Origin of the sequence: Candidatus Methylopumilus planktonicus, assembly GCF_006364715.1 — a bacterium.
Taxonomy (GTDB): Bacteria; Pseudomonadota; Gammaproteobacteria; order Burkholderiales; family Methylophilaceae; genus Methylopumilus; species Methylopumilus planktonicus_A.
In genome coordinates, this window is record NZ_CP040984.1 from 1,203,355 (window position 1) to 1,227,783 (window position 24,429).

The 24,429-nt window shown below is 37.0% G+C and carries 26 protein-coding genes; 20 read left to right on the plus strand and 6 right to left on the minus strand.

Features of this window, described 5'->3' with window-relative positions:
• Position 1: 1 nt before the first annotated feature.
• Positions 2-289, minus strand: a complete 288-nt coding sequence (gene gatC / locus FIT63_RS06295) for an Asp-tRNA(Asn)/Glu-tRNA(Gln) amidotransferase subunit GatC (RefSeq protein ID WP_140007045.1) — start codon at positions 287-289, stop codon at positions 2-4.
• Between the two features lie 131 nt (positions 290-420).
• Here gatC and FIT63_RS06300 point away from each other — a divergent pair, with 131 nt between their 5' ends.
• The 16 genes from FIT63_RS06300 to lysA are packed head-to-tail and all read left to right on the plus strand — an operon-like array spanning position 421 to position 14,202.
• Positions 421-1,482, plus strand: coding sequence for a rod shape-determining protein (locus FIT63_RS06300; protein ID WP_140007046.1), 1,062 nt, complete (start codon positions 421-423; stop codon positions 1,480-1,482).
• A 37-nt stretch (positions 1,483-1,519) separates the two neighbouring features.
• On the plus strand, positions 1,520-2,407 hold the full coding sequence (gene mreC, locus FIT63_RS06305; protein WP_140007047.1) for a rod shape-determining protein MreC: 888 nt from the start codon (positions 1,520-1,522) through the stop codon (positions 2,405-2,407).
• Positions 2,391-2,855 (plus strand): rod shape-determining protein MreD, encoded by a 465-nt coding sequence (mreD, locus tag FIT63_RS06310; RefSeq protein WP_140007048.1) that lies wholly within the window; start codon positions 2,391-2,393, stop codon positions 2,853-2,855. The genes mreC and mreD overlap by 17 nt, the downstream gene beginning before the upstream one ends.
• 20 nt (positions 2,856-2,875) lie before the next feature.
• Entirely contained in the window at positions 2,876-4,783 is a 1,908-nt protein-coding gene (mrdA, locus tag FIT63_RS06315; RefSeq protein ID WP_140007049.1) for a penicillin-binding protein 2, read from the plus strand.
• A gap of 12 nt (positions 4,784-4,795) precedes the next feature.
• Positions 4,796-5,893 carry a rod shape-determining protein RodA gene (gene rodA, locus FIT63_RS06320; protein WP_140007050.1) on the plus strand — a complete coding sequence of 366 codons (1,098 nt, stop codon included), beginning with the start codon at positions 4,796-4,798 and terminating at the stop codon, positions 5,891-5,893.
• Positions 5,893-6,798, plus strand: a complete 906-nt coding sequence (locus tag FIT63_RS06325) for a septal ring lytic transglycosylase RlpA family protein (RefSeq protein ID WP_140007051.1) — start codon at positions 5,893-5,895, stop codon at positions 6,796-6,798. The genes rodA and FIT63_RS06325 overlap by 1 nt, the downstream gene beginning before the upstream one ends.
• Complete coding sequence (locus FIT63_RS06330; RefSeq protein ID WP_140007052.1) at positions 6,799-7,077, plus strand: HP0495 family protein; 279 nt, start codon at positions 6,799-6,801, stop codon at positions 7,075-7,077.
• A gap of 4 nt (positions 7,078-7,081) precedes the next feature.
• Positions 7,082-7,696 carry a lipoyl(octanoyl) transferase LipB gene (gene lipB, locus FIT63_RS06335; protein WP_140007053.1) on the plus strand — a complete coding sequence of 205 codons (615 nt, stop codon included), beginning with the start codon at positions 7,082-7,084 and terminating at the stop codon, positions 7,694-7,696.
• Positions 7,693-8,646, plus strand: a complete 954-nt coding sequence (gene lipA, locus FIT63_RS06340) for a lipoyl synthase (RefSeq protein ID WP_140007054.1) — start codon at positions 7,693-7,695, stop codon at positions 8,644-8,646. Before lipB ends, lipA begins: the two co-directional genes overlap by 4 nt.
• Entirely contained in the window at positions 8,647-9,942 is a 1,296-nt protein-coding gene (gshA, locus tag FIT63_RS06345) for a glutamate--cysteine ligase (protein ID WP_140007055.1), read from the plus strand. It abuts the gene before it with no gap.
• Positions 9,942-10,865, plus strand: coding sequence for a glutathione synthase (gshB, locus tag FIT63_RS06350; protein WP_223259906.1), 924 nt, complete (start codon positions 9,942-9,944; stop codon positions 10,863-10,865). Before gshA ends, gshB begins: the two co-directional genes overlap by 1 nt.
• Complete coding sequence (locus FIT63_RS06355; protein WP_140007056.1) at positions 10,852-11,901, plus strand: FAD:protein FMN transferase; 1,050 nt, start codon at positions 10,852-10,854, stop codon at positions 11,899-11,901. The genes gshB and FIT63_RS06355 overlap by 14 nt, the downstream gene beginning before the upstream one ends.
• On the plus strand, positions 11,885-12,259 hold the full coding sequence (locus FIT63_RS06360) for a NusG domain II-containing protein (protein ID WP_189342289.1): 375 nt from the start codon (positions 11,885-11,887) through the stop codon (positions 12,257-12,259). Before FIT63_RS06355 ends, FIT63_RS06360 begins: the two co-directional genes overlap by 17 nt.
• A complete protein-coding gene (locus FIT63_RS06365) occupies positions 12,240-12,761 on the plus strand; it encodes a Gx transporter family protein (protein WP_140007058.1) in 522 nt (173 codons plus the stop codon). Before FIT63_RS06360 ends, FIT63_RS06365 begins: the two co-directional genes overlap by 20 nt.
• Before the next feature lie 50 nt (positions 12,762-12,811).
• Positions 12,812-12,958 (plus strand): LPS translocon maturation chaperone LptM, encoded by a 147-nt coding sequence (gene lptM, locus FIT63_RS06855; RefSeq protein WP_189342291.1) that lies wholly within the window; start codon positions 12,812-12,814, stop codon positions 12,956-12,958.
• Positions 12,955-14,202, plus strand: a complete 1,248-nt coding sequence (lysA, locus tag FIT63_RS06375) for a diaminopimelate decarboxylase (protein WP_140007060.1) — start codon at positions 12,955-12,957, stop codon at positions 14,200-14,202. The genes lptM and lysA overlap by 4 nt, the downstream gene beginning before the upstream one ends.
• Here the strand turns inward: lysA and purU are convergent.
• On the minus strand, positions 14,199-15,053 hold the full coding sequence (purU, locus tag FIT63_RS06380) for a formyltetrahydrofolate deformylase (protein ID WP_140007061.1): 855 nt from the start codon (positions 15,051-15,053) through the stop codon (positions 14,199-14,201). The genes lysA and purU overlap by 4 nt on opposite strands.
• A gap of 97 nt (positions 15,054-15,150) precedes the next feature.
• Between purU and ispH the strand changes: the two genes are divergently transcribed.
• The 4 genes from ispH to FIT63_RS06400 are packed head-to-tail and all read left to right on the plus strand — an operon-like array spanning position 15,151 to position 18,071.
• The gene (gene ispH / locus FIT63_RS06385; RefSeq protein WP_140007062.1) at positions 15,151-16,092 is read left to right on the plus strand and encodes a 4-hydroxy-3-methylbut-2-enyl diphosphate reductase; all 942 of its coding nucleotides are present in this window, start codon (positions 15,151-15,153) and stop codon (positions 16,090-16,092) included.
• A gap of 2 nt (positions 16,093-16,094) precedes the next feature.
• Positions 16,095-16,544 carry a dihydroneopterin triphosphate diphosphatase gene (gene nudB, locus FIT63_RS06390; protein ID WP_140007063.1) on the plus strand — a complete coding sequence of 150 codons (450 nt, stop codon included), beginning with the start codon at positions 16,095-16,097 and terminating at the stop codon, positions 16,542-16,544.
• Between the two features lie 12 nt (positions 16,545-16,556).
• On the plus strand, positions 16,557-17,654 hold the full coding sequence (nadA, locus tag FIT63_RS06395) for a quinolinate synthase NadA (RefSeq protein ID WP_140007064.1): 1,098 nt from the start codon (positions 16,557-16,559) through the stop codon (positions 17,652-17,654).
• Positions 17,655-18,071 (plus strand): HIT family protein, encoded by a 417-nt coding sequence (locus FIT63_RS06400; protein ID WP_140007065.1) that lies wholly within the window; start codon positions 17,655-17,657, stop codon positions 18,069-18,071. It abuts the gene before it with no gap.
• Here the strand turns inward: FIT63_RS06400 and FIT63_RS06405 are convergent.
• From FIT63_RS06405 to metH, 4 genes are read right to left on the minus strand one after another with little or no spacing between them, the layout of a single operon-like run.
• Complete coding sequence (locus tag FIT63_RS06405; protein WP_140007066.1) at positions 18,060-18,368, minus strand: (2Fe-2S) ferredoxin domain-containing protein; 309 nt, start codon at positions 18,366-18,368, stop codon at positions 18,060-18,062. The two genes, FIT63_RS06400 and FIT63_RS06405, sit on opposite strands and share 12 nt — an antisense overlap.
• Positions 18,369-19,238, minus strand: coding sequence for an energy transducer TonB (locus FIT63_RS06410; protein ID WP_189342293.1), 870 nt, complete (start codon positions 19,236-19,238; stop codon positions 18,369-18,371).
• Positions 19,239-19,247: 9 nt separating this feature from the next.
• Positions 19,248-20,612 (minus strand): UDP-N-acetylmuramate:L-alanyl-gamma-D-glutamyl-meso-diaminopimelate ligase, encoded by a 1,365-nt coding sequence (mpl, locus tag FIT63_RS06415; RefSeq protein ID WP_140007068.1) that lies wholly within the window; start codon positions 20,610-20,612, stop codon positions 19,248-19,250.
• A gap of 5 nt (positions 20,613-20,617) precedes the next feature.
• Positions 20,618-24,385 carry a methionine synthase gene (gene metH, locus FIT63_RS06420; protein WP_420886437.1) on the minus strand — a complete coding sequence of 1,256 codons (3,768 nt, stop codon included), beginning with the start codon at positions 24,383-24,385 and terminating at the stop codon, positions 20,618-20,620.
• Positions 24,386-24,429: the final 44 nt, after the last annotated feature.

Here is a 24,429-nt window from a genome sequence, read left to right on the forward strand (position 1 = left end):
ATTATTCAATCACCTGAGGCACGATATATAAGCCACCACTTACTTCTGGTGCTATTTTTTGTAATTTTTCTCTTTGATTTGCTTCTGTGACAATATCTTCACGGAGTCTTTGTGTGACCGATTGGCCATGGGACATAGGAGAAATATTGGTGGTATCTACCTTTTTCATATCCTCAATAAGATTTAATATGCCCGATAATTTTTTAATCGTCGCATCCGCTTCTTCTTCCGTAATTTTGATCCGAGCTAAATGGGCAATTTTTTTGATTTCGTCATGTGTAATCGACATACAAATAGAATTCCTGTTTTTCTAGAGAAAAGCTGTTAATTTATTGATCAATATCATGTATTATACCCTGATTCTATTGACCTTTCTTGGGTTTGAAGCGCCACTTTTTTAAAGAAATCCTAACGATTAACATGCTTAAAAAATTATTTAGTTTTGATCAATTTATGGCTAACGATATTGCCATCGATTTGGGCACTGCAAATACACTCATCTATATTCGAGGTAAAGGTATTGTCTTAGACGAGCCTTCTGTTGTAGCAATTCGTCATGAAGATGGTCCTAATGGTCCCTATAGCAAAAAATCTTTATTGGCGGTCGGCATCGAAGCTAAAACGATGCTAGGTCGATCACCTCAAAATATTCAAGCGATTCGTCCAATGAAAGACGGCGTGATTGCTGACTTCAATATCACTGAAGACATGATTAAGTTTTTTATTGCAAAAGTGCATGACACCAGATGGTTTGTGCCAAGCCCACGTATTATTATTTGCGTCCCTTACGGCGCCACTCAAGTGGAGCGAAGAGCTATTAGAGAGTCCGCTGAAAGAGCTGGTGCTAAGCAAGTATTTTTAATTGAAGAGCCTATGGCAGCTGCGATTGGTGCAGGACTTCCAATCAGCGAAGCTACAGGATCCATGGTGATTGACGTAGGTGGTGGCACGACTGAAGTCGGTATTATTTCTTTAGGCGGTATTGTATATGCCAAATCTGAACGTGTGGGTGGCGACAAAATTGATCAGGCCATTATTGATTACTTAAGACGAAACTATGGCACATTGATTTCTGATCCTACGGCTGAAATGATTAAGAAAAAAATTGGTACTGCATTCCCAATGTCTGAAATTTTAGAACTCGAAGTGACGGGCCGAAATCTTGCTGAAGGACTCCCTCGTCGACTTAAAATTAATAGCAATGAAATTCTAGAAGCTCTGCAAGAGCCTTTAAATCAAATTGTTAGTGCTGTGAAATCTGCACTCGAACAAACGCCGCCTGAATTGGGTGCTGATATTGCCGATAATGGTATGGTATTGACCGGTGGTGGTGCCCTACTAAGAAATCTCGATCGCTTACTTATGGAGGAAACCGGCATTCCTGTTGTGACTGCAGATGACCCCCTTACTTGTGTTGCGCGAGGCTGCGGTAAGGCACTTGAATCTCTCGATCAATTCTCGACCGTATTTGCTCACGAATAAATTCTTTTTTTGCTACTTCATTAATAGTTAAAGCTTAATGATTAAATCTTATCAACGTTCATCTAAGCTTTTTAATAAAGGCCCCTCACTTTTATCCAAATTATTATTGCTCATATTCATATCGATTGTATTAATGGGTGCGGATTATCGTTTTCATTATTTAAAAAATATTAGGCAGGTTACGAATATATTCACCAAGCCTTTTCATACATTACTGAACTTGCCAAGTGATATATACAACTTCACAACAGAATACTTTTCTAATCAATCTCGTTTGATTGATGAAAATGAAGCATTAAAACTCAATATAGATAGGCTTCATGCTGATCTTCAACGCTTAGATTTTATAGACCAGGAAAATAATCAATTAAAAAATTTACTCGAAGTAAAAAATGCGTATAAATTCAAAACTGAGGCTGTCAGTATTATTTATTCGCGCTTTGATCCTTTTAATCAAAAAATTATTATTGATGGCGGTCAAAATAAAGACTTTCAAGCAGGACAGCCTGTCATTAACGCACTAGGTCTTGTAGGACAAATCAGCAGTGTTTTTCCAGAGACAAGTGAGGTGACACTTATTGTTGATAAAAAAATGTCTGTGCCTATTCAAATACAAAGAAACGGTTTAAGAGCAATTACAAATGGTAATGGCCAAAACGAAACGATTTCGCTCTCTCACTTACCCAATAGTATCGATGTAATCATTGGAGATGTTTTAAAAACATCAGGTATTGATACGATCTACCCAGAGGGCATTGCTGTTGCTGAAGTATTAGAGATTAACAATAATCCTAATCTGCCTTTTGCAAAAATTATTTGTAAACCTACCTCGGCGATTCGTAATCACACTCATGTCCTTGTGGTGACGCCCATTAACAAAATTGCAAATAATGTAGCACCTATAAAAAATGATCAAAAAAAATAAATTATTTATTATTTCTTTAATCATTGCTGCAATGATTAATCTGATTCACATTAATATTTTTAATACTGACATAATGCCTGATTTTATTTTGCTCACACTCATATTTTGGTTCTTTAAAAGTCCAAATGCAGTATCTATCTCAACATTTTGGCTTGTAGGCCTCATCACTGATATCTTTATAGGTGATCTTCTAGGACAACATGCCCTCACTTATGCTTCCTGTTATTTTATTGCTCAATATTTTATAAGTAAAATCATGCTTAACAATAAACATCAGAAATTACTTTATATATTTTTAATATTTTTAAGTGCTCAAATGATTATATTAATTATTAATTTGACACACGATCTTCACTATCCAGGTCTTGGCTATTTTCTTCAAAGTATTACAGCCGTTTTTATCTGGCATGCATTTTCTAAATTTAAATTTTTTAAATTAGATCGCTAAAGACTTTAGGCCATCTTAAGATGTCTTATACTAAAAATAATCAAAATATTTATAAGTCGCGCTTTTTCTTTAAGCAAAGATTAGCGCTCCTTACTGCCTTAATATCCATTGCTTTTTTAGTCATCATTGGACGTTTTTTTTACCTTCAAATTTTTAAATACGATTTTTATAAAGGCTTATCCGAAAATAATCGTATCGCTGTGATTCCAAACGTCCCAAATCGAGGGCACATTTTGGATCGCAATGGCATCATCATGGCAGATAACTATTTTGTTTATAGTTTAGAAATTACGCCTTCAAAAGTCGCTAATCTCAACAAAACTATTGACGACTTAAAACCTATTGTCGAATTTAGTCCTGGCGATTTAAAGCAATTTAGAAAAATTTTAAATGAAAGCTCTTCCCTGGATAGCATTCCTATCAAAACAAATTTGTCAGAAATTGAAGCGGCGAGATTTGCAGCAAATAAATTACGATTTGACGGGGTAGAAATTAAATCCAGATTACTTAGGCGCTATCCTAAAGGTGCGTTTGCTTCGCATCTTATAGGCCATATTAATCGTATTAATGAAGAGGATAAAGAGGCCATTAAAAAATTAGGCTGGCAACAAAACTATAAAGGCACTGACTCTATAGGTAAGCTAGGTATTGAAAAATACTATGAGGCTAAGCTTCATGGTACCACTGGATTTCAAGAAGTAGAGATTGATGCTAATGGTAATTCAGTTCGTATTTTAAATAGCACCCCTTCTATTGAAGGTGATGCCATTTCATTATCTATCGATTCAAACCTGCAGGAAATTGCTGAAAATGCTTTCAACAAATATCGAGGTGCGCTCGTCGCTTTAAATCCAAAAAATGGAGAAGTGCTTGCTTTTGTAAGTCGGCCTAATTTTGATCCCAATCAATTTATTGGTGGCATTGATGTAGATGAATGGAAAGTGCTGAATGAGTCACTGGATAAGCCTATGCTTAATCGTGCCATAAATGGCTTATATCCTCCGGGTTCTACCATCAAACCTTTTGTGGCATTAGCTGCACTTGAAAACGATATTCGAAAACCGCCTTTTAATATTAAAGACCCTGGTTTTTTTACGCTACCCAACTCTGGCCACACTTATAAAGACTGGAAACCCTATGGGCATGGTGTTGTAGATATGGTGATGGCGATTACTATTTCATGCGATACATTTTTTTATGGGCTCGGTGTCGAATTAGGTATTAAGAAGTTATCTGAATTTTTATCCCAGTTTGGTTTTGGTGAAGCTACCCATATTGATATGTTTGGTGAAACCCCAGGCTTATTGCCTTCGCCTGAATGGAAACAAAAAAGATTTAAACAGCCTTGGTATTTAGGAGAAACTGTTATTACAAGTATTGGTCAAGGCTATATGCTCGTCACGCCAATTCAGCTTGCCCAAGCAGTGGCAACAATCGCTAACGGAGGATTAACGATCCAGCCTAGACTTATCCAATCGATTAAAAATAATCAGACTGGTAAAGTAGAAACATTTAAAAGTAAGCCTGTTCGAGAGCTACATTTCAAATCTGAAAATCTAGCACTCGTCAAAGAAGGCATGATGAATGTCACGCAACCTGGCGGAACTGCAGCAAGCGTGGGCGCTGGGGCCCCATATAAAATTGCTGCTAAAACAGGTACTGCCCAGGTTGTTGAGATGAAGCGAAATCAAAAATATGACCCTAATCGAATGAATGAAAGACATCGGGACCATGCACTTTTCATCGCATATGCGCCTGCAGAAGACCCTACTATTGCTATTGCAATCATTGTTGAAAATGGTGGCCATGGTGGATCGACGGCGGGGCCCATTGCAAGAAAATTGATGGATTATCATTTGCTTAAAAAAATAACCTTAAGCAAAGAAAATAATAAGGGAGGCTCTCTTGAATCTGAATATCGTGATTAAAATACAATCATTATGTTAGAACGTTTATTTCTTCGCCTACAAAAAAATATTGATTCTACTTTAATGGTCTTTATTAGCTCGGCATTAGTGGTTGGTCTTTTTACTCTTTATAGCGCTTCGGGGCGAAATATTATTTTGGTGCTTAATCAGCTTTTTTATATTGGGCTGGGTTTTATTTTGCTTTGGATCACAGCGAAAATTCATCCTAAATATTATGAGAAATTAGCGCTGCCTATTTATATCCTAGGTTTGTTGCTTCTTCTTGGCGTCATGTTTTTTGGGCAATCGAGTCATGGGGCTAAACGCTGGTTAAATCTAGGTTTATTTAAAATGCAGCCTTCTGAAATTATGCGTATTGCTGTGCCTATTGCTATGGCTTGGTATCTTTCTAAACGAGAAAGTAACCGTCACGCGATCGATTATGTTGTCGCCTCCCTCTTTTTTATTTTGCCCGTCATCCTGATTATCAATCAGCCTGATTTAGGAACGGGACTCTTAATTGCCGCATCAGGTTTTTATATTCTTTTTTTAGCAGGCTTAAATTGGAAATTTATTGTAGGGGGTAGCATCGGTCTTTTTTCCTTAGCGCCCATCATTTGGTCGCATTTACATGATTACCAAAAAAATCGAGTGCTCATTTTATTAGATCCAAGCCAAGACCCATTAGGCTCAGGCTATCACACGATTCAATCTTCTATTGCAATGGGATCAGGCGGGCTTATTGGTAAAGGCTGGCTTAATGGCTCACAAGGCCAGCTTGATTTCTTACCTGAACGAACCACTGATTTTATTTTTGCAGTCTTTAGTGAGGAGTTTGGTCTTTTAGGCAATTTATTACTGTTAGGACTTTTTGCGCTCATTATTGCTCGAAGCCTTATGATTGCTTCACAAGCCAAAAATACATTTACACGCCTTCTAGCCGCTAATATTGGGCTTACATTCTTTACCTATATCTTTATTAATATTGCGATGGTAAGTGGCATCATGCCTGTAGTTGGCGTGCCTTTACCTCTCATTAGTTTTGGTGGCACATCGATGACGATTATTTTAATTAGCTTTGGTATATTAATGAGTGTACATACACATAAAGAACTTGTAGGGTCATCTTAATGTTTAGAGTCAGTTTTCTTGGTTTTCTGCTCCTTTCTGTCTTAACAGGTTGTGCAAGCGGCCCTTCTTTCAAAAATGATAGTGTATCTTCGACTGCAAAAAAAGGTGGGGGCTATTACCTCGATGACGGTCCAGGCGATCATCCTCCTGGAGATATGGATGCAATTCCCGATGCAATACCTAAAGTAGAGCCCTTTCATTCACGCGCGAATCAGTCTTATATTGCACTCGATACCAAGTATGTCCCGATGACTTCTTTTTATCCTTATAAAGAGCAAGGTGTCGCTTCGTGGTATGGCAAGCGCTATCACGGAAAAAAAACATCGATCGGTGAAGTCTATGACATGTATAGCATGACGGGCGCTCACACTACACTTCCTATTCCCTGTTATGTACGAGTGACAAACACTGAAAATAATAAAAGTGTTATTGTCAGAATTAATGATCGCGGTCCATTTAAAAAAAACCGTATCATCGATTTATCATATGCTGCAGCTTACAAATTAAGATTATCTGATAAGGGAAGTGGTCCAGTAGAAGTGGAGCTTATTGACCCAAGACAATTTAGTGCGCTTAAAAAAACAGCTGATGTCATTAGTGAAAAAATAAAAGAAAAAGATGAGTTACCAACTCAAGCGAAGCTAGCTGAAGTCGTAATATCAAACGAGCCTCTTTATATTCAAGCAGGGGCTTTTAAAAATGAAAAGAATGCAGACCTTTTATTAAAACAACTGTCAGACATGGGGCTAGAAAATTCGCCGCCATTTAAAAAACAATTTTCAGAAGATTTATTCCATGTGGTGATTGGCCCTTTTAATTCGAAAGATGAAGCAAATAACATCGCAAATCTTATTAAATCAAAAATAAAAATTAGTATTTTTGTAGTCACTAAAGAAAAAAATTAAATGCCCGATCATAATACGCCTCCAGAAACCCTGATTGAGTTTCCATGTCATTTTCCGATTAAAGTGATGGGCGAAGTCCATGATGAATTTACATCTACCGTTATTGAAATCATTAAACATAAAAACGATAGTTTTGATCCGAGTACAATCGAGATGAAAGGAAGTCGTGAGGGTCGTTATATCAGTCTTACATGCTTTGTTTATGTCACAAGTAAGCCAGAATTAGATGATATCTACCGATCCCTTTCAACGCACCCGATGATTAAAGTCGTTCTATAAATTTATGTCAATCGATGTGAAATATCTCGGCATCACCCCTTACGAATCTACATGGAATAAAATGAAAGTTTTTACTTCCAATAGAGCTGCCTCTACGCAAGATGAAATATGGATTACAGAACATGAGGCTATTTATACAGTAGGTTTAAATCGAAAAGATTTTAACAAACCCTTAAGAACTGATATTGCAGTTCTCCCTGTTGATCGAGGCGGAAAAATTACTTATCACGGCCGAGGTCAGCTCATCATCTACCCCCTTATCGATCTTGAACGCTATCAACTCACCATTAGATCTTTTGTGACTTTAATCGAAAAAAGTATTGTGAGTTTTTTATCCCGTCGCGATATCAAAGCCAGTGCTAGAATAGAAGCTCCTGGAGTCTATATTGAAAATAAAAAAATTGCTTCATTGGGATTGCGTATCAAAAATCATGCTTCATATCATGGTTTAAGCATGAATATTGATATGGATTTGTCGCCTTTTGAAGCGATTGATCCTTGTGGTTTTAAAAACTTACAAATGACACAATTAAAAACATTTACAAATGATGTATCGGTTGAAGCGATAGGTTTCGAAATTGCGAACGATATTAAACATCAGCTACTCAATTTAAAATGATAAAACCTCATACTTCAAAACCTATAGGTGTCAAAGAAATTAATTTTGAGAAAACTTCTAAAAACCCTATCAAAATTATTGAAGCTCCTCTCAAAGCCAAACCGCATTGGATCAAAATGCAGCTGCCTCAAAGTCAGCGATTTAATGAAATTAAATCAATTTTAAGAAAAAATAATCTTCATAGCGTATGTGAAGAAGCCAGTTGCCCCAATATCGGCGAATGCTTTAGTCAAGGTACTGCTACATTTATGATTCTCGGTGATCTTTGCACAAGACGCTGCCCATTTTGTGATGTCGGCCATGGAAGACCATTGCCACCTGATCCGGATGAGCCCAAAAAATTAGCCCAAACCATTCAAGAGCTCAATCTGAAATACGTAGTGATTACCAGTGTGGATCGTGATGATTTACGAGATGGCGGAGCACAACATTTTGTCGATTGCATTAAAGAGATTCGTAGCATTTCACCCAACACTAAAATAGAAATTTTAGTACCTGACTTTCGAGGCCGCCTTGATAAAGCGCTTGATATTTTAAGCTTGATGCCACCTGATGTGTTTAATCACAACCTTGAGACCATTCCACGGCTGTATAAAAAAGCACGCCCAGGCTCAGATTATCAGCACTCACTTAATTTGCTATTAAATTTTAAAATAAAGTTTCCTGACATACCAACGAAGTCAGGTCTTATGCTAGGGCTGGGTGAAACAAATACTGAAATCATTGAAGTGATGAAAGATTTGCGAGCTCACAAAGTTGAAATGCTGACCCTTGGGCAATATTTACAACCAAGCGTTCATCATCTGCCTGTTGATCGTTACGTCGATCCAAAAGAATTTGATGCTTTAAAAGAAGAAGCGGAACGCATGGTATTTTTATCGGTAGCAAGTGCCCCTATGGTGAGAAGCAGCTATCACGCAGATGTGCAAGCGCATGAGGCCCACAACTAAATGGTTCCTCATTTAAAAACCGCACTCACAGGACCTCTTCTTTCATTAGAAAAACATCTCATTCATGAAATGGCAAACATTGAACATTGGTTTCGCATTCAATGGTTAGAGCACGCAGCTCCCTTTTATGCATCTGTTGACTTAAGAAATGCAGGATTTAAATTAGCGCCTGTGGACACTAATCTTTTCCCAGGGGGTTTTAATAATTTAAATCCAGATTTTTTATCACTTTCTGTTCAAGCAGCGATGGTGGCAATTGAAAAAGTATGCCCTGAAGCTCATCGCCTTTTAATTATTCCTGAAAATCACACACGCAATATTTATTATTTAAAAAATTTATTTGAATTACAAAATATATTAAGAAAATCAGGTCTTGACGTACGCATAGGTAGTTTAGATATAACGATTTCTGAACCGATAACAATTGCAGTTGAAAATAATAAGTCTTTACTTATTGAGCCTTTAAAACGCATCAAAAATAGGCTAGTACTTGAAAATAAGGCGCTCGGTAATTTCGATGCATGTGCCATATTATTAAATAATGATTTGTCTGCCGGTATTCCTGATGTATTAAAAAATATTGAACAAAATTTAATACCCCCTCTTCATGCAGGATGGTCATCACGCAGAAAATCTCAACACTTTAAAGCTTATGACGAGGTCGTGAAATCATTTGCTGAATTTATTAAGGTAGATCCCTGGCTCATAAACCCTTATTTTGATCACGCAAGTGGCATTGATTTTCATGCAAGACAAGGCGAAGATGAGCTTGCGATAAAAGTAGAGCAAATTTTAAATAAAATACAATCAAAATATAAAGAATATAAAATTGAGCATGAGCCATTTGTGATTGTTAAGGCGGATGCTGGCACTTATGGCATGGGCATCATGACAGTGAAACATGGAGACGAATTAAGAAATTTAAATCGAAAATCCCGTAATAAAATGTCTGTTGTGAAAGAGGGCTTGGAAGTTTCAGAAGTGATTATTCAAGAAGGCGTCTATTCTGAAGAATGTATTAATGAAGCGGTCGCAGAGCCTGTCGTCTATATGATAGACCATTTTGTTATTGGTGGTTTTTATCGTGTGCATACCACACGAGGCAAAGATGAAAATCTTAATGCGCCTGGTATGCATTTCGTCCCTTTAGCCTTTGAAACTTCGTGCTCGACGCCTGAGATAGATGAGTCGCCCCTTTCAACGCCCAATCGATTTTATGCTTATGGTGTGATCGCTAGATTAGCGCTTCTTGCAGCGTCCATTGAACTCGAAACTCATGATCCAATAAATCAGTAATGTTGCCTATTCTCTTTATCATCGACCCACCACAGTCACTTCATTTAAAGAAGGATTCAACCTTTGCCTTAATGAAAGAGGCTGTTAAACAAAATCATGAAGTTTATTTTTGTTTGCAACATGACTTATATATTGATGCCAACCAATTATTCTGTAGAACACATCACTTTGATGTAAATATTTTTCCGAATCATGCAAAAACTTATGAAACTCATCCTGTTTCATTTTTTAATGCGCTCTTTATGAGAAAAGATCCGCCAGTTGACCAGGCTTATCTTCATACGACTTTCTTATTAGATATTGCTAAAAAATCAAATGTGAAGGTATTTAATAACCCTTCTTCTATTAGAAGTTGGAATGAAAAAATATCCATACTCCAGTTTGGTGATCTCATACCTAAAACTTTAGTCACAGCCAATTCAGAGATTGTGAAGCAGTTTTTTAAAGATCATGGCGATATCATTTTAAAACCGCTTGACGGCATGGGTGGCAAAAATATTTTCCGCGTCAGTGAGTTTGAAAAAAATCTTAATGTAATTCTAGAAATCATGACCAACCATGGCCATCAAATGATCATGGCCCAGCAATATATTCCAGAAATTAAATTAGGTGATAAACGTATCGTCATTATTGAAGGAAAACCTTTCCCTTATGCATTGGCTCGAATTCCTATGGAAGGCGAAACACGCGGTAATTTAGCATCAGGGGGCCAGGGCGTCGCACAAGTTCTATCAAAAAGAGATGAAGAGATTGCCATGATTGTAGGTAAAAAACTATTAAGTGAGGGGCTTCATTTTGTGGGGATTGATGTTATTGGTGATTTTTTAACAGAAATCAATGTAACAAGCCCTACCGGTATTGTGGAACTTTTTGAACAGACAAAACAAAATCCTGCAGAACTTATTATTAATGCGCTTCATTAAGTTTTTTTTTATAGTTTTAGGCTTTTCTTTTCTTCAGTCTTGCTCTAATCCATCCTTATACCAATCTAAACATTATGTATTTGGAACCATTGTAGACATTTCTATTTACGGTGAAGATGAAAAAAAAGCAGAAAAAGTCACCAAAGCTGTTCTTGAAGAATTTACAAGACTTCATAACTCTCTTCATGCTTGGGAAAAAAGTGATCTTACTAATCTCAATGAGTCTATTGCAAAAAATAAGCCTTATAGAAATGCCTCTTCAGAACTTATTGAAATTATTAAAAATGCGAGAGAACTAGAAAGGGCTTCAAACCATCTCTTTAACCCAGCTATAGGCGAACTCATCGATTATTGGGGATTTCATCAAGATGAATTTAATCCAATGCATCCAAATCAATCGAAAATAAAAAATCTTGTTGAAAGAGGTCCCTCGCTAGATCAGGTTCAGATTTCAGGATCAACCATTAAGAGCGTAAATCCTCACGTAAAAATTGATCTTGGTGGATATGCAAAAGGATATGCGCTTGACCAAGCTAGTAAAATCATTCATGCACATCATATTAAAAATGCGCTTATAAATATTGGTGGCAATATTATGGCAATCGGCCAACATGGTAATAAGCCTTGGCGTGTTGGCATACAAGACCCTAGAGGAGCGCAAGCGATTGCAAAAGTTGATTTACTTGACGGGTGGGCTATCGGGACATCGGGCGACTATCAACGGTATTTTATTAATGATGGCAAGCGCTATTGTCACCTTATCCACCCATTTACAGGGTACCCGGTCCAAGGTGTTTATTCTGCGACTGTCCTTATAGAGCCATCTCAAAATGCTGGTACTTTATCGGATGTATTATCTAAACCACTATTTATTAGTAAAAAAGAAGATAGAAAAGATATAGCGAAAAAACTTCGAATCTATCACTACTTAATTATTGAAGATAAACACATATCAATGACTAAAACGATGGCAGATAAAATTCAATTCTTAAATCCCAATACTCAACAAAATAATCAAATTGAAATTACGCTCTAAATTTTTTCTTGGTGATAGTCTTATTATTTTAATAAGTCTTGTCTTTATTATTTTTGCATTTAAGACTTTCTGGCATTTTGAAACAGGCAGTGTTGTGCAAGTAAACTTTCAAGGAAAAACATATGGAAATTTCAGTCTATTTCAAGACAAAAGAATTAGCCTGATAGGCAAGGAAGGTGAAAGCATGATTGAAATTAAAAATGGCCAGGCTCGCTTTAAGTCTGCTCCATGTAAAAATCAATATTGCGTTCAACAAGGCTGGATTAGTTTCACAGGACAAATACTGATTTGTATCCCCAATGAAATAAGTATTGAAATTTTAGGTAAAACGAAAGCTTATGACTCGCTCAATTATTAAAATTAAAACGACTTTGCTTGATCATCAAATTGCTCAGTTAAGCGCGGTTGCCATAGGGCTTAGCCTTATTGAATCGGTATTGCCATCTCCAATGCCAGGGGTAAAACCAGGCATAGCCAATATCATCACGCTTTACGCCTTATATCGTTTTAGTTTTAAAACAGCGGTGTGGGTGAGTATCTTAAGAGTCTTTGCAACAAGTCTCATATTAGGACAGTTTTTAAGTCCTACCTTTATGTTGAGCCTTACCGGATCAATCCTTAGTCTTTTGACTTTATATATTGGTATTAAATTACCATCTAAAATTTTTAGCCCCCTAAGCCTTTCCATTCTCTCTTCTTTTGCCCACATTGCAGGCCAACTTATCCTCGTTCGTTTATGGCTTATCCCTCATGCCAGCATCTATTATTTGATACCTATTTATAGTGCTGCTGCACTTTTATTTGGATTCATCAACGGATGGATTGCATACCGCTTACTCAAACAGCACAATTCCATATAACACTTCCAGAAAATGCTAAAATAAACAAAGTCAAAAAAGGTATAGACATCATGAAAAAATATCTATGTATTTATGTAGGCTTCTTCTTGCTTATTAACTTAGTTGGATGTGGAACTAAAGGTGGTTTATATATGCCGGATCATCCAGAAGTAAAATATCCTGGTGAATATAATAAAAATAAAAAAAATCCTACATGACATTTATTAGTTTAAAAAATGGCGCGTTACATGCCGAAGAGATTTCGCTTGAAGCTATTTCAAAACAGTTTGGTACGCCCACTTATATTTATTCAAAAAATGTGCTGATTAAAACTTTTGAGTCTTTTAAAAAAGGCCTTCTCAAAGTGGATCACCTTATATGTTTTGCAGTGAAAGCTAACTCTAATATTGCGATTCTTAATCTTTTTGCAGGCTTAGGAGCTGGCTTTGATATTGTCTCAGGCGGCGAACTTGAGCGTGTCATTTATGCGGGTGGTGACCCACAAAAAATTGTCTTCTCAGGTGTGGGCAAAACTGAATCTGAAATTACAGCCGCCCTAAAAGCGAATATATTATGTTTCAATGTGGAATCTAAAAGCGAACTTATTCGTATTCAAGAAGTTGCAGAGAAAATAAATATCAGAGCATCTATCTCTATCCGTGTAAATCCTGATGTCGATGCCAAAACTCACCCTTACATTTCAACAGGATTAAAAGACAACAAATTTGGTGTCGATTTTAATCAAGCGCTTTCGCTCTACCTTGATGCGAAAAGTATGAGTTATATTACTACTAAAGGCATTGATTGTCATATTGGCTCACAAATTACAGAACTTAAACCTTTTTTAGATGCACTGGATCGCGTACTTTCTCTTGTAGATCAACTTAAAAAAAATAATATTCATTTAAGTCATATTGATATCGGCGGCGGAATTGGTATTTGTTACCAAGACGAATCTCCACCTGACTTTGAAATTTATACAAAAGAAATCTTAAGTAAGATTAAAGACCTTAATGTCAAAATTATTTTTGAGCCTGGTCGAGCGCTTGTGGGTAATGCAGGTGTACTTTTATCTAAAGTTGAATATTTAAAACAAAATGATATCAAACACTTTGCCATCATTGACGCTGCCATGAATGATCTCATGAGGCCTACTTTATATGATGCTTATCATGAGATTAGGTTAGTTCGCGAACATGACGCGAAACCTCAATTGTTTGATGTCGTTGGTCCAGTATGTGAAAGTGGTGACTTTATTGCAAAAAATCGATCTTTGAAATTAAAAGAAAATGATCTTATTTGTATAATGTCGGCTGGAGCTTATGGCATGAGCATGAGTTCAAATTACAATTCACGTGGGCGCGCAGCGGAAGTAATGGTAGATCAAGATAAGCTTTATGAAATTAGAGCACGTGAAAAATCGAGCGACTTATTTAAACTCGAAAAGAAGCTACCGCTTTAATCAAAAATAACAGTTTTATTCCCATAAATAAGAATACGATTCTCTATATGCCAACGCACTGCTTTATATAAAACGATACGCTCTAAATCTCTGCCTTTTTGAATGAGATCCTCTACTTGGTCGCGATGTGAGATGCGATCGATATCTTGCTCAATGATCGGTCCCTCATCTAAGACCTCGGTCACATAGTGACTCGTGGCCCCAATTAATTTAACACCTCGCTCAAAAGCTCGATGATAAGGTTTGGCGCCAATAAAAGCAGGTAAGAAAGAATGGTGAATGTTAATCACGCGTTGTGGGTAACGTTTTATAAAATCTTCGCTTAAGATTTGCATATAACGAGCAAGGACTATGAAGTCGACGTGATATTTATCAAATAATGCAAATTGCTCTGCTTCAGCTTCTTTCTTTTTATCTTTTTCAAGAGGGATATGAAAAAAGGGAATGCCATAAAATTCAGCAAGCTTTTGTGCATTTAAATGATTACTAATAATGAGGGGAATATCACATTGAAGCTCATTATTTTTATAGCGATGAAGTAAGTCTGCTAAACAATGATCGTATTGTGACACCATAACCGCCATGCGAGGTTTGTCTTTGGACAGCTTTAATTCCCATGTCATCTTATAAGTTTTGGCAATAACCTCAAAAGCTTGCGCAAAAGAGGCTTCATCTAAAGAAAAGTCTTTTAAATCCCATTCAACACGCATAAGGAAAAGACTATTTTCAGCATCTTGATGTTGGTCAGCATGCAAAATATTTGCATTATGTTGATATAAAAAATCTGCGATAGCTGCCACAATACCTTTAGCATCTGGGCAAGTAATTAATAAGGTCGCTGAATTTTTCATAGGATTATGTGTCTATTTTGAATAAAACGAATTATACATGGACAATCAGGAATAAAATAATGGGTCATCACTATCAAAACCCCTAAAATATAAACCTATGACAGATAAAATTAATATTCTTTTAGCTAACCCCCGCGGCTTTTGTGCGGGTGTTGAACGTGCCATACAAATCGTAGAAGAAGCGCTTATACAATATGGAAAGCCCATCTATGTGAGGCACGAGGTCGTTCATAATCAATATGTCATCAATGATTTGAAAAAAAGGGGTGCTATTTTTGTAGAAGATATCAATGATGTACCGAAGGGTGCACATGTGATTTTTAGTGCGCATGGTATTTCAAAGGTCATTCGCGAAGAAGCGAAGTTACGTGAACTTATTCCTATCGATGCGACCTGCCCATTAGTTACTAAAGTCCATGTAGAAGTAAACAAAATGCTTAATCAAGGCATGGATATTATTATGGTAGGACACGATGGCCATCCTGAAGTGGAAGGTACGATGGGTCAAATCGAAAAACATCAAGCAAACCGAAAAATGTATTTAATCGAAACTATTGAAGATGTCTCGAGTTTGATTGTTGATCGTCCAGATAAACTGGCCTATGTCACTCAAACTACACTTTCAATTGACGATACAAAAATAATAATCGACGCATTAAAAATAAAATACCCAAATATTCAGGGGCCTAAAAGTGATGACATTTGTTATGCCACACAGAATAGGCAAGATGCAGTCAAGACGATAAGTAGCCTTTGCGATCTTATTATTATTGTAGGCTCCAATAATAGTTCTAATTCAAGCCGCCTTAAAGAGCTGGCTCAAAGAGAAGGGGTGGAATCTTATCTGATTGATCATGAAGATTCACTTCAATCATCTTGGCTTCTCAATAAAAAAAATATTGGTATTTCTGCTGGGGCTTCCGCACCAGAGGAAAGCGTTAAAAATATTGTAAGTAAAATTGAAACACTTACAAAAGCATCCATTACTGAACTTTCAGGTATTGAAGAAAACATTATTTTTAAATTGCCTAAGATTTAAACATGTCTTTCAAAAAACCCATTTCATCTCTTGTGCTAATTTATACAGAGGATTTTAAAGTACTTCTTATGGAGCGCTCTGACAAGAAAGCCTTCTGGCAATCTGTGACAGGAAGTTTGGAAGAAAATGAAACACCAATAGAGGCTGCAGCAAGAGAGGTATTTGAAGAAACTGGGATTAATACAAATCAATACTTGCTCGAAGATTGGCACCTATCTCACGTCTATGAAATTTATGCCCATTGGCGATATCGTTATGCTCCTAATATCACGCACAACACGGAACATATTTTTGGTCTTAAAGTTCCATCTGTCATTCCAATTCAACTATCAGAGCATGAGCATGTTCAATACCTATGGGTAGATTGGAAAGAAGCCATGGATAAAGTTTTCTCTTGGACTAATGTTGAGGCCATTAAAAAATTAGCCGAAATGCATCAACTAAAACTGTAAAATAGGTGGTCTATGCAACTTGCTCAAATAAAATTTAATACGTTTGAATCTATCAGCGATGAAGATTGCCAACAAAGAATTATTGCAGCCAAAAATAAACTTGGTAAAAATTTAGTGATCTTAGGCCACCACTATCAGCATGAGTCTGTTTATAGACACGCAGGCTATACGGGTGACTCCCTTAAACTTTCTCGTGTTGTTGAGACACTTGACGCTAAATATATTGTGTTTTTAGGTGTGCACTTCATGGCAGAAGTCGCTAATATTTTATCAAGACCTGACCAATTGACAATTCTTCCAGACTTAGCTGCAGGTTGCTCAATGGCAGACATGGCCAATTTAAGCAAAGTAGAAAGAAGCTACCGAGAGCTTTCAAAAGTACTTTCATTTGACGAGGTTATCACTCCTGTCACTTATATTAATTCTGCAGCCGACCTTAAAGCTTTTTGTGGTGAACATGGGGGCATCGTTTGCACTTCAACGAATGCAACAAAAATTATTGAATGGTCATTTAAACAACGTGAAAAAGTTTTATTTTTTCCAGATCAAAATCTAGGTCGTTGGAGTGGTCACAAAATGGGTATTCCCTTAGATGAGATGCCTGTATGGGATCCAGATCTCCCACTTGGAGGTCTCACTGAGGCAGAGATTAAAAAAGCTAAGATCTTTTTATGGAAAGGTCATTGTGCAGTGCATCAAATGTTTCGCCTTCAAAATATTGAGCGCTTTAGACAAGAGCATCCGGATGGCAAAGTAATCTCTCACCCTGAATGCCCCTTTGAAGTTTGTGCTCATTCGGATTATGTGGGATCGACTGAATATATTTTAAAAACTGTCACAGAGTCTCCTAAGGGGACTAAATGGTTGGTGGGCACTGAACTTAATTTAGTCAATCGCCTTTCAAATCAAATGAAAGCTGAAGATAAACTTGTACAATTCATGTCGCATGTCATTTGTGAATGTTCAACTATGGCGCGAATTGACCCTCAACATCTTGCATGGTGTTTAGAAAATATTGTAAATAATGAGCCGGTTAATATTATTAAGGTACCTGAAGATGAGGCGAAGTTAGCTAAACTTACCCTAGATCGTATGCTTCAGGTGTCATAAATGACCTCATGCACGATTTGTAATCTTATTGAGGGTGAAATCATCTGGAGCGACAACATCCTTCGCGTTGTTCTTTTAGATCATCAAGATTACAAAGGTTACTGTCGTGTTGAATTGATTAGTCATACAAAAGAAATGACAGATTTAGATGAAACGCTTCAATTTAAAGTCATGCGCTGCGTATTTAAAGTGGAAGAGGTTTTAAGAAAAATCTTTAACCCTGAAAAAATTAACTTAGCAAGCTTAGGCAATAAAACGCCCCACATTCACTGGCATGTTATTCCTCGATTTAAAGAGGACCCGCACTTTCCAAATTCACATTGGGGAGAAAAGTTAAGAGAAGGCATGCATCAAACTATATCAACAAAAGAAAAAAAAGACTTGATTCAATTTTTAAGCCAATCCTTAGGCCAATAAGCGCGTTACTATTTTCCCTTGTTGAATATGGCTTTTGATAATTTCATCGATATCTTCCTCATCTATAAAGCGATACCAAGTAGCTTCAGGGTAAATTACAAGCAAAGGTCCTTCACCACATCTATCAAAACAGCCTGCTCGATTAATTCTCACTTTTGATTCACCATTTAGATCGAACGATTTAATTTTTGCTTTCATATACATGAACATGCTTTCAGCTCCCTTGTCGGAGCAACAAGCTTCACCATCCTCACGTTGATTTAAACAAAAGAAAATATGATGTTTGTAATAATTCATTTATTGGGATGACAAATGTTCGTCTTTCGTGAAAGTCCATGTTCTCGTTATGCTCAAAATATCTACTTCCTTTCTAATATCTTCAGGAAATGTAGCATAGGGAGCGCCTAATTCCACAATTTTTTTAGCCGCTTCATCCAGTATTTTAAATCCTGAGCTTTGATTAATTTCAATGCTATCGATTCTTCCATCAGGCTTTAAGGAAACCGTCATCCTTAGTTGGCCTGAAAATTTCTTTTCACGAGCTTCTTCTGGATAATTCATATTACCTAAAGTTTCTACTTTTTGCCTCCATGCTTCGGCATAAAGTGCATATTTATATTCTTTGGTCCGAGCGCCAATATATTTTCGTCTAGGTTGTTTTTCAAAATTAGAGATTTGATTTGAAAGTGCTGCATCTGATGCGCTAATTTCACTCGCGCTTGCTAGAACATCTTCCTTGCTAATAGATTTATTGATAGCTTTTGACTCTTTAGGCTGCTGAACTGCTTTAGGCTCATTCAATACTTGCGTGTCTTTTTTTACAATTTTTTCTTTTGACAAACTTGAAGCTCTTCCTTCAACTGCTTGATTGCCACGATTATTTAATTGAAATGTATTTTTATTCTCAGTAAGAATTGGTAGTGGCGATTTTTTATGAACATCTTTTTCTGTGTTACCACCCTTATCAGAATTACTTTGCGCTAGAACATCTGCATCTGTTTGATAGTTATTTTTAGAGTTTATTAAAATGACATCAATCTGAGAAAGCTTATTTTGAAATGGTTTAATAGGCTTAAAATGTATGAGTTGGATCGCAAGGAAATGGAGCATAAAGGATAAAAGAATTGAAAGCTTAAGAATATTATTCTTGTATATACTTTCATCCATAGGCATAAATTAAGCCAATCCCTTTAGTAAGGTTTGATGAATACCGTTGAAACTGCCATTACTCATCACAAGTATATGGTCACCTGATTTAGTCTCTTTTAAAATAGCTTCAACAAAAATTTTCATGTCTCGCCCTACAAATGATTTATTTTTTATAGGCGCTAAAGCTTCTTCGGCATTCCAAGTTAATTTCTCGCCATAACAAAATACTTGATCTGCATCTTTTAAACTTTCGGGTAGCGCGCTTTTCATCGTACCTAATTTCATTGTATTAGATCTTGGCTCTAAGACTGCAATAATTCTCGCTTTGCCAACTTTAGCTCGTAATCCTGCAAGCGTTGTTGATATCGCTGCTGGATGATGAGCAAAATCATCATAAATTGTAATACCATTTTTTTCACCGATACATTCCATTCTACGTTTTACATTTTTAAATGTTTGTAACGCTTCTATCGCATCTTCTAACGAAACACCGACGTGGTGAGAAGCAGCAATTGCGGCTAATGCATTCATACGATTATGATGGCCTAAAAGATCCCAAGATAAAGCACCTATCAATTTACCAAGATTTAAGACTTCAAAAGATTGATCTTGATTAACTTTACCAACTGATAAGCCTTTTTTACTCCCGATATATGCTTTTTCAGACCAGCAACCTTTTTCAATCACTCTTTTTAAACTGTCTTCTTCATCATTAATAATGACGCGTCCGATACCGGGTACCATACGCACCATATGATGAAATTGAGTTTCAATCGCATGAAGATCAGGAAAAATATCTGCATGATCATATTCAAGATTATTTAATATCGCAGTTTTGGGATGGTAATGCACAAACTTAGAGCGTTTATCAAAAAAAGCTGTGTCATATTCATCTGCTTCAATCACAAAAAAGGGTGAAGTTTCATTCGACGCATTTTTTTGTGGCAAACGAGCTGAGCCATCAAAATTGAGTGGAACACCGCCAATAAGAAATCCTGGTGCATAACCATTAAACTCTAAAATCCAGGCAAGCATGGATGTTGTGGTTGTTTTACCATGTGTCCCTGCAACTGCAAGTACCCATTTGTCCTTTAGAATCGCTTCATAAAGCCATTGCGGCCCTGATATATAAGGCAAGCCTTGATTCATAATTTCTTCCATCAAAGGATTTCCACGGGATACCACATTACCAATTACATAGAGATCTGGCTTTAATTCAGTTTGTTTTTTATCAAAACCTTCGATGAGTTCAATACCAATGCTTTGTAATTGGGTGCTCATAGGTGGATAGACATTCGTATCGCAACCTGTCACTCGATACCCTGAAGCATTGGCTAAGGATGCCACGCCACCCATAAATGTTCCGCAAATACCTAAGATATGAATGTGCATTTTTTTTATGATAAATTAGGTGCCAACCATTTTTTTAAATATTCAATCGATACATCTCGACGCTTAGCCATATCTTTTAATTGGTCATCCCCAATTTTATCAACGCTAAAATATTGCGCTTCTGGATGTGCAAAATAAAAACCTGACACGGAAGCAGCAGGTGTCATCGCGAATGAATCGGTAAGATGCATATCGATTTCATCTAATCTTAGATGCGTAAAAATGTCTTTTTTAACCGTATGATCCGGACATGAAGGATAACCAGGTGCAGGACGAATACCCTTATAAGCTTCTTTAATAAGGCCTTCTTTATCTAAATTTTCTTCTGCTGCATAACCCCACAAATCTTTTCTTACTCGCTCATGCATATACTCAGCAAATGCTTCAGCTAAACGGTCAGCTAGAGATTTAAACATGATGCTACTGTAATCATCACTTTTACTTTGAAATTCTTTTTCATATTTTTCCATGCCTAATCCACTCGTCACAGCAAAGACACCGATGAAATCGTTAATGCCAGACGATTTAGGTGCAACAAAATCAGATAAGCATTGATTAGGTTTTTGTATATTATCCACTTTTGGTTTTTCAGATTGTTGCCTTAAGCCATAATATGTAAATAAAGTTTTAGTTCGTGACTCATCTTCATAGATTTCTATATCATCATCGATACTATTCGCTGGATAAAAAGCCACTACGCCATTGGCAACTAGTGCACGGTTGTTGATAAGTTTTGTGAGCATAGCTTGTGCTTCATTAAAAACTTGTGTCGCACTTTTTCCCACAACAGGGTCATTTAATATCGCTGGATAAAAGCCAACCAAATCCCAAGTCTGAAAGAATGGGCTCCAATCGATATAAGGTGCAATTAAATTGAGATCAATATTTTTAAATGCACGTTTACCAATAAATTTTGGTACTTTAGGTGTATATGTTTTATCAAATTGAAGTTTTGATTTATTAAGTCTTGCTTCTTCAAGCGATAATAATTTCACACCTTTTTTATTAGCATGTTGTTCGCGCGCGCGCGCGTAATCTTTTTCAATATCAAGAATGTATTGATCTTTTTGTTCAGGCGTTAAAAGAGATTGCATGATTGCTACAGATCTTGATGCATCAGGCACGTAAATGACTGGGCCATCATAATGAGGCGCAATCTTCACCGCGGTGTGAGCACGTGAGGTTGTAGCACCCCCGATAAGAAGTGGCGTTTTTAACCCTCTAAAGTGAGGGTCTCGCTGCATTTCTTTTGCGACATGTGTCATTTCTTCCAATGATGGCGTAATAAGTCCAGACAAACCAATAATGTCAACATTCTCTTTTTTAGCCATCTCTAAAATTTCCGTACATGGCACCATCACACCCATATTGATGACTTCGAAGTTATTGCATTGCAAAACTACTGATACAATATTTTTACCGATGTCATGCACGTCACCTTTCACTGTGGCAATGAGCATCTTGCCTTTAGGTTTTGAAACGACACCAGTTCTTTTTTCTTCTAATTTTTTTTCTTCTTCAATAAAAGGCACTAAATGAGCGACAGCTTGCTTCATCACTCGCGCGGATTTAACCACTTGCGGTAAAAACATTTTACCTTGGGCAAACAAATCACCAACCACATTCATACCATCCATCAATGGACCTTCAATGACATGAATAGGTCGCCCTTCTTTTTGCATCGTTTCTAATCGCGCTTCTTCAGTATCCTCTAAAATAAAATCTGTAATGCCGTGGACCAGCGCATATTCAAGTCTTTTATGGTTGCTCATTGGTTCAGTATCTGTCCCTCGCCAGTTGAGTGTTTGAACTTCTTTTTTACCCCCTTTTAAGGTACCGGCAATTTCGATCATTCTATCTGTAGCATCGGGTCTTCGATTAAGCACAACGTCCTCAACACGCTCTTTAAGTTCAGGATCTAGATCGTCATAGACACCCATCATGCCTGCATTGACAATCCCCATGGATAATCCAGCTTTGATTGCATGATATAAGAAGACTGTGTGAATCGCCTCACGAGCTGCATCATTACCTCTAAAGCTAAAACTGACGTTAGATACACCGCCTGAAATTTTTGCATGTGGGAGATTTTCTTTAATCCATCTCGTAGCGTTAATAAAATCAACAGCATAATTATTATGTTCCTCAATGCCTGTTGCAACAGCGAAGATATTGGGATCAAAAATTATATCCTCAGGAAGAAAATGTATCTTTGATGTTAATAAGTCATAACCACGTTTACAAATTTCTATTTTTCTTTGGTATGTATCAGCCTGACCCTTTTCATCAAATGCCATAACGATCACTGCCGCACCGTAGCGTTGGCATAATTGTGCTTGACGAATAAATTCAGTCTCACCTTCTTTTAGTGAAATTGAATTAACAATTGCTTTACCTTGTACACAACGTAATCCTGCTTCAATGACTTCCCACTTGGATGAATCAATCATGATGGGAATCCTAGCTATGTCAGGTTCAGAGGCGACCAAATTTAAAAAATACTTCATGGCTTTGAGTGCATCAAGCATGCCCTCATCCATATTGATATCAATGATTTGTGCGCCATTTTCAACTTGGTGTCGCGCTACTGATAGCGCCTCATCATATTTTTCATTAATAATTAAATTTGCAAATACTTTTGAGCCTGTCACATTCGTTCGTTCACCCACATTCACAAATAAGGAATCATCTCTAATTAAGAATGATTCGAGCCCTGAAAGTCTGGTCACAGTTTCCACGTTTGGAATTTCGCGAGGTTTGATATTTTGTATTTCATCCACAATTGCCTTGATATGCTGAGGCGTTGTACCGCAACATCCTCCTGCAATATTGACAAAACCACTCATCGCAAAATCTTTAAGTAAGGATGAAGTATCCTTGGGGGTTTCATCAAAACCTGTATCTGACATCGGATTAGGTAAGCCTGCATTGGGATAAATACAAGTATATGTGTCTGCAATTTTAGACAATTCTTCAGCGTATGGTCGCATGAGTGCCGCCCCTAACGCGCAGTTTAAACCGATCGTCAAAGGCTTTGCATGTCGCACTGAATTCCAAAAAGCTTCCACTGTTTGTCCTGATAAAATACGACCTGAGGCATCTGTTACTGTGCCAGATAACATAATCGGCAAACGTAATTTGTTTTCTTCAAAATATGTTTCGATTGCAAAAAGAGCAGCTTTGCAATTCAAGGTATCAAAAATCGTTTCAACAAGAAGAATGTCAACGCCGCCTTCAACCAAAGCTTTCACTTGATTGAAATAACTATTTTTTAATTCTTCAAATGTAATATTACGCACTCCAGGATCATTTACATCGGGTGAGATCGATGCAGTTTTAGGGGTAGGGCCAACAGCACCTGCTACAAATCTTGGTTTATCTTTAGTTGAAAATTTTTCCACCGCCTGGCGAGCTAATTTGGCTGACGCCACATTCATTTCATAGGCTAAATCTGACATTGAATAATCGTCTTGCGCTATTTCTGTTGCACCAAAAGTATTAGTTTCAATGATGTCAGAGCCTGCTTCTAAATAAGCTTCGTGAATACTTTGAATGATTTGAGGTTGAGTGAGACTTAATAGCTCATTATTGCCTTTAAGAAATAATTCTCGCTGTCCTTTTGGCGCTGAAAATTTTGCAAAACGACCATCACTACCCCCGCGATAATCCTCTTCCGTGAGTTTATGTTGTTGAATCATGGTCCCCATGGCACCATCCATAAATAGAATTCGCTCAGCCAAAAGCTTTCTTAATATTTTTTCTTGATCAGTCATGAAATCCTGTGACATTAAGTTTTTAAAGATGTGTTACGCATATT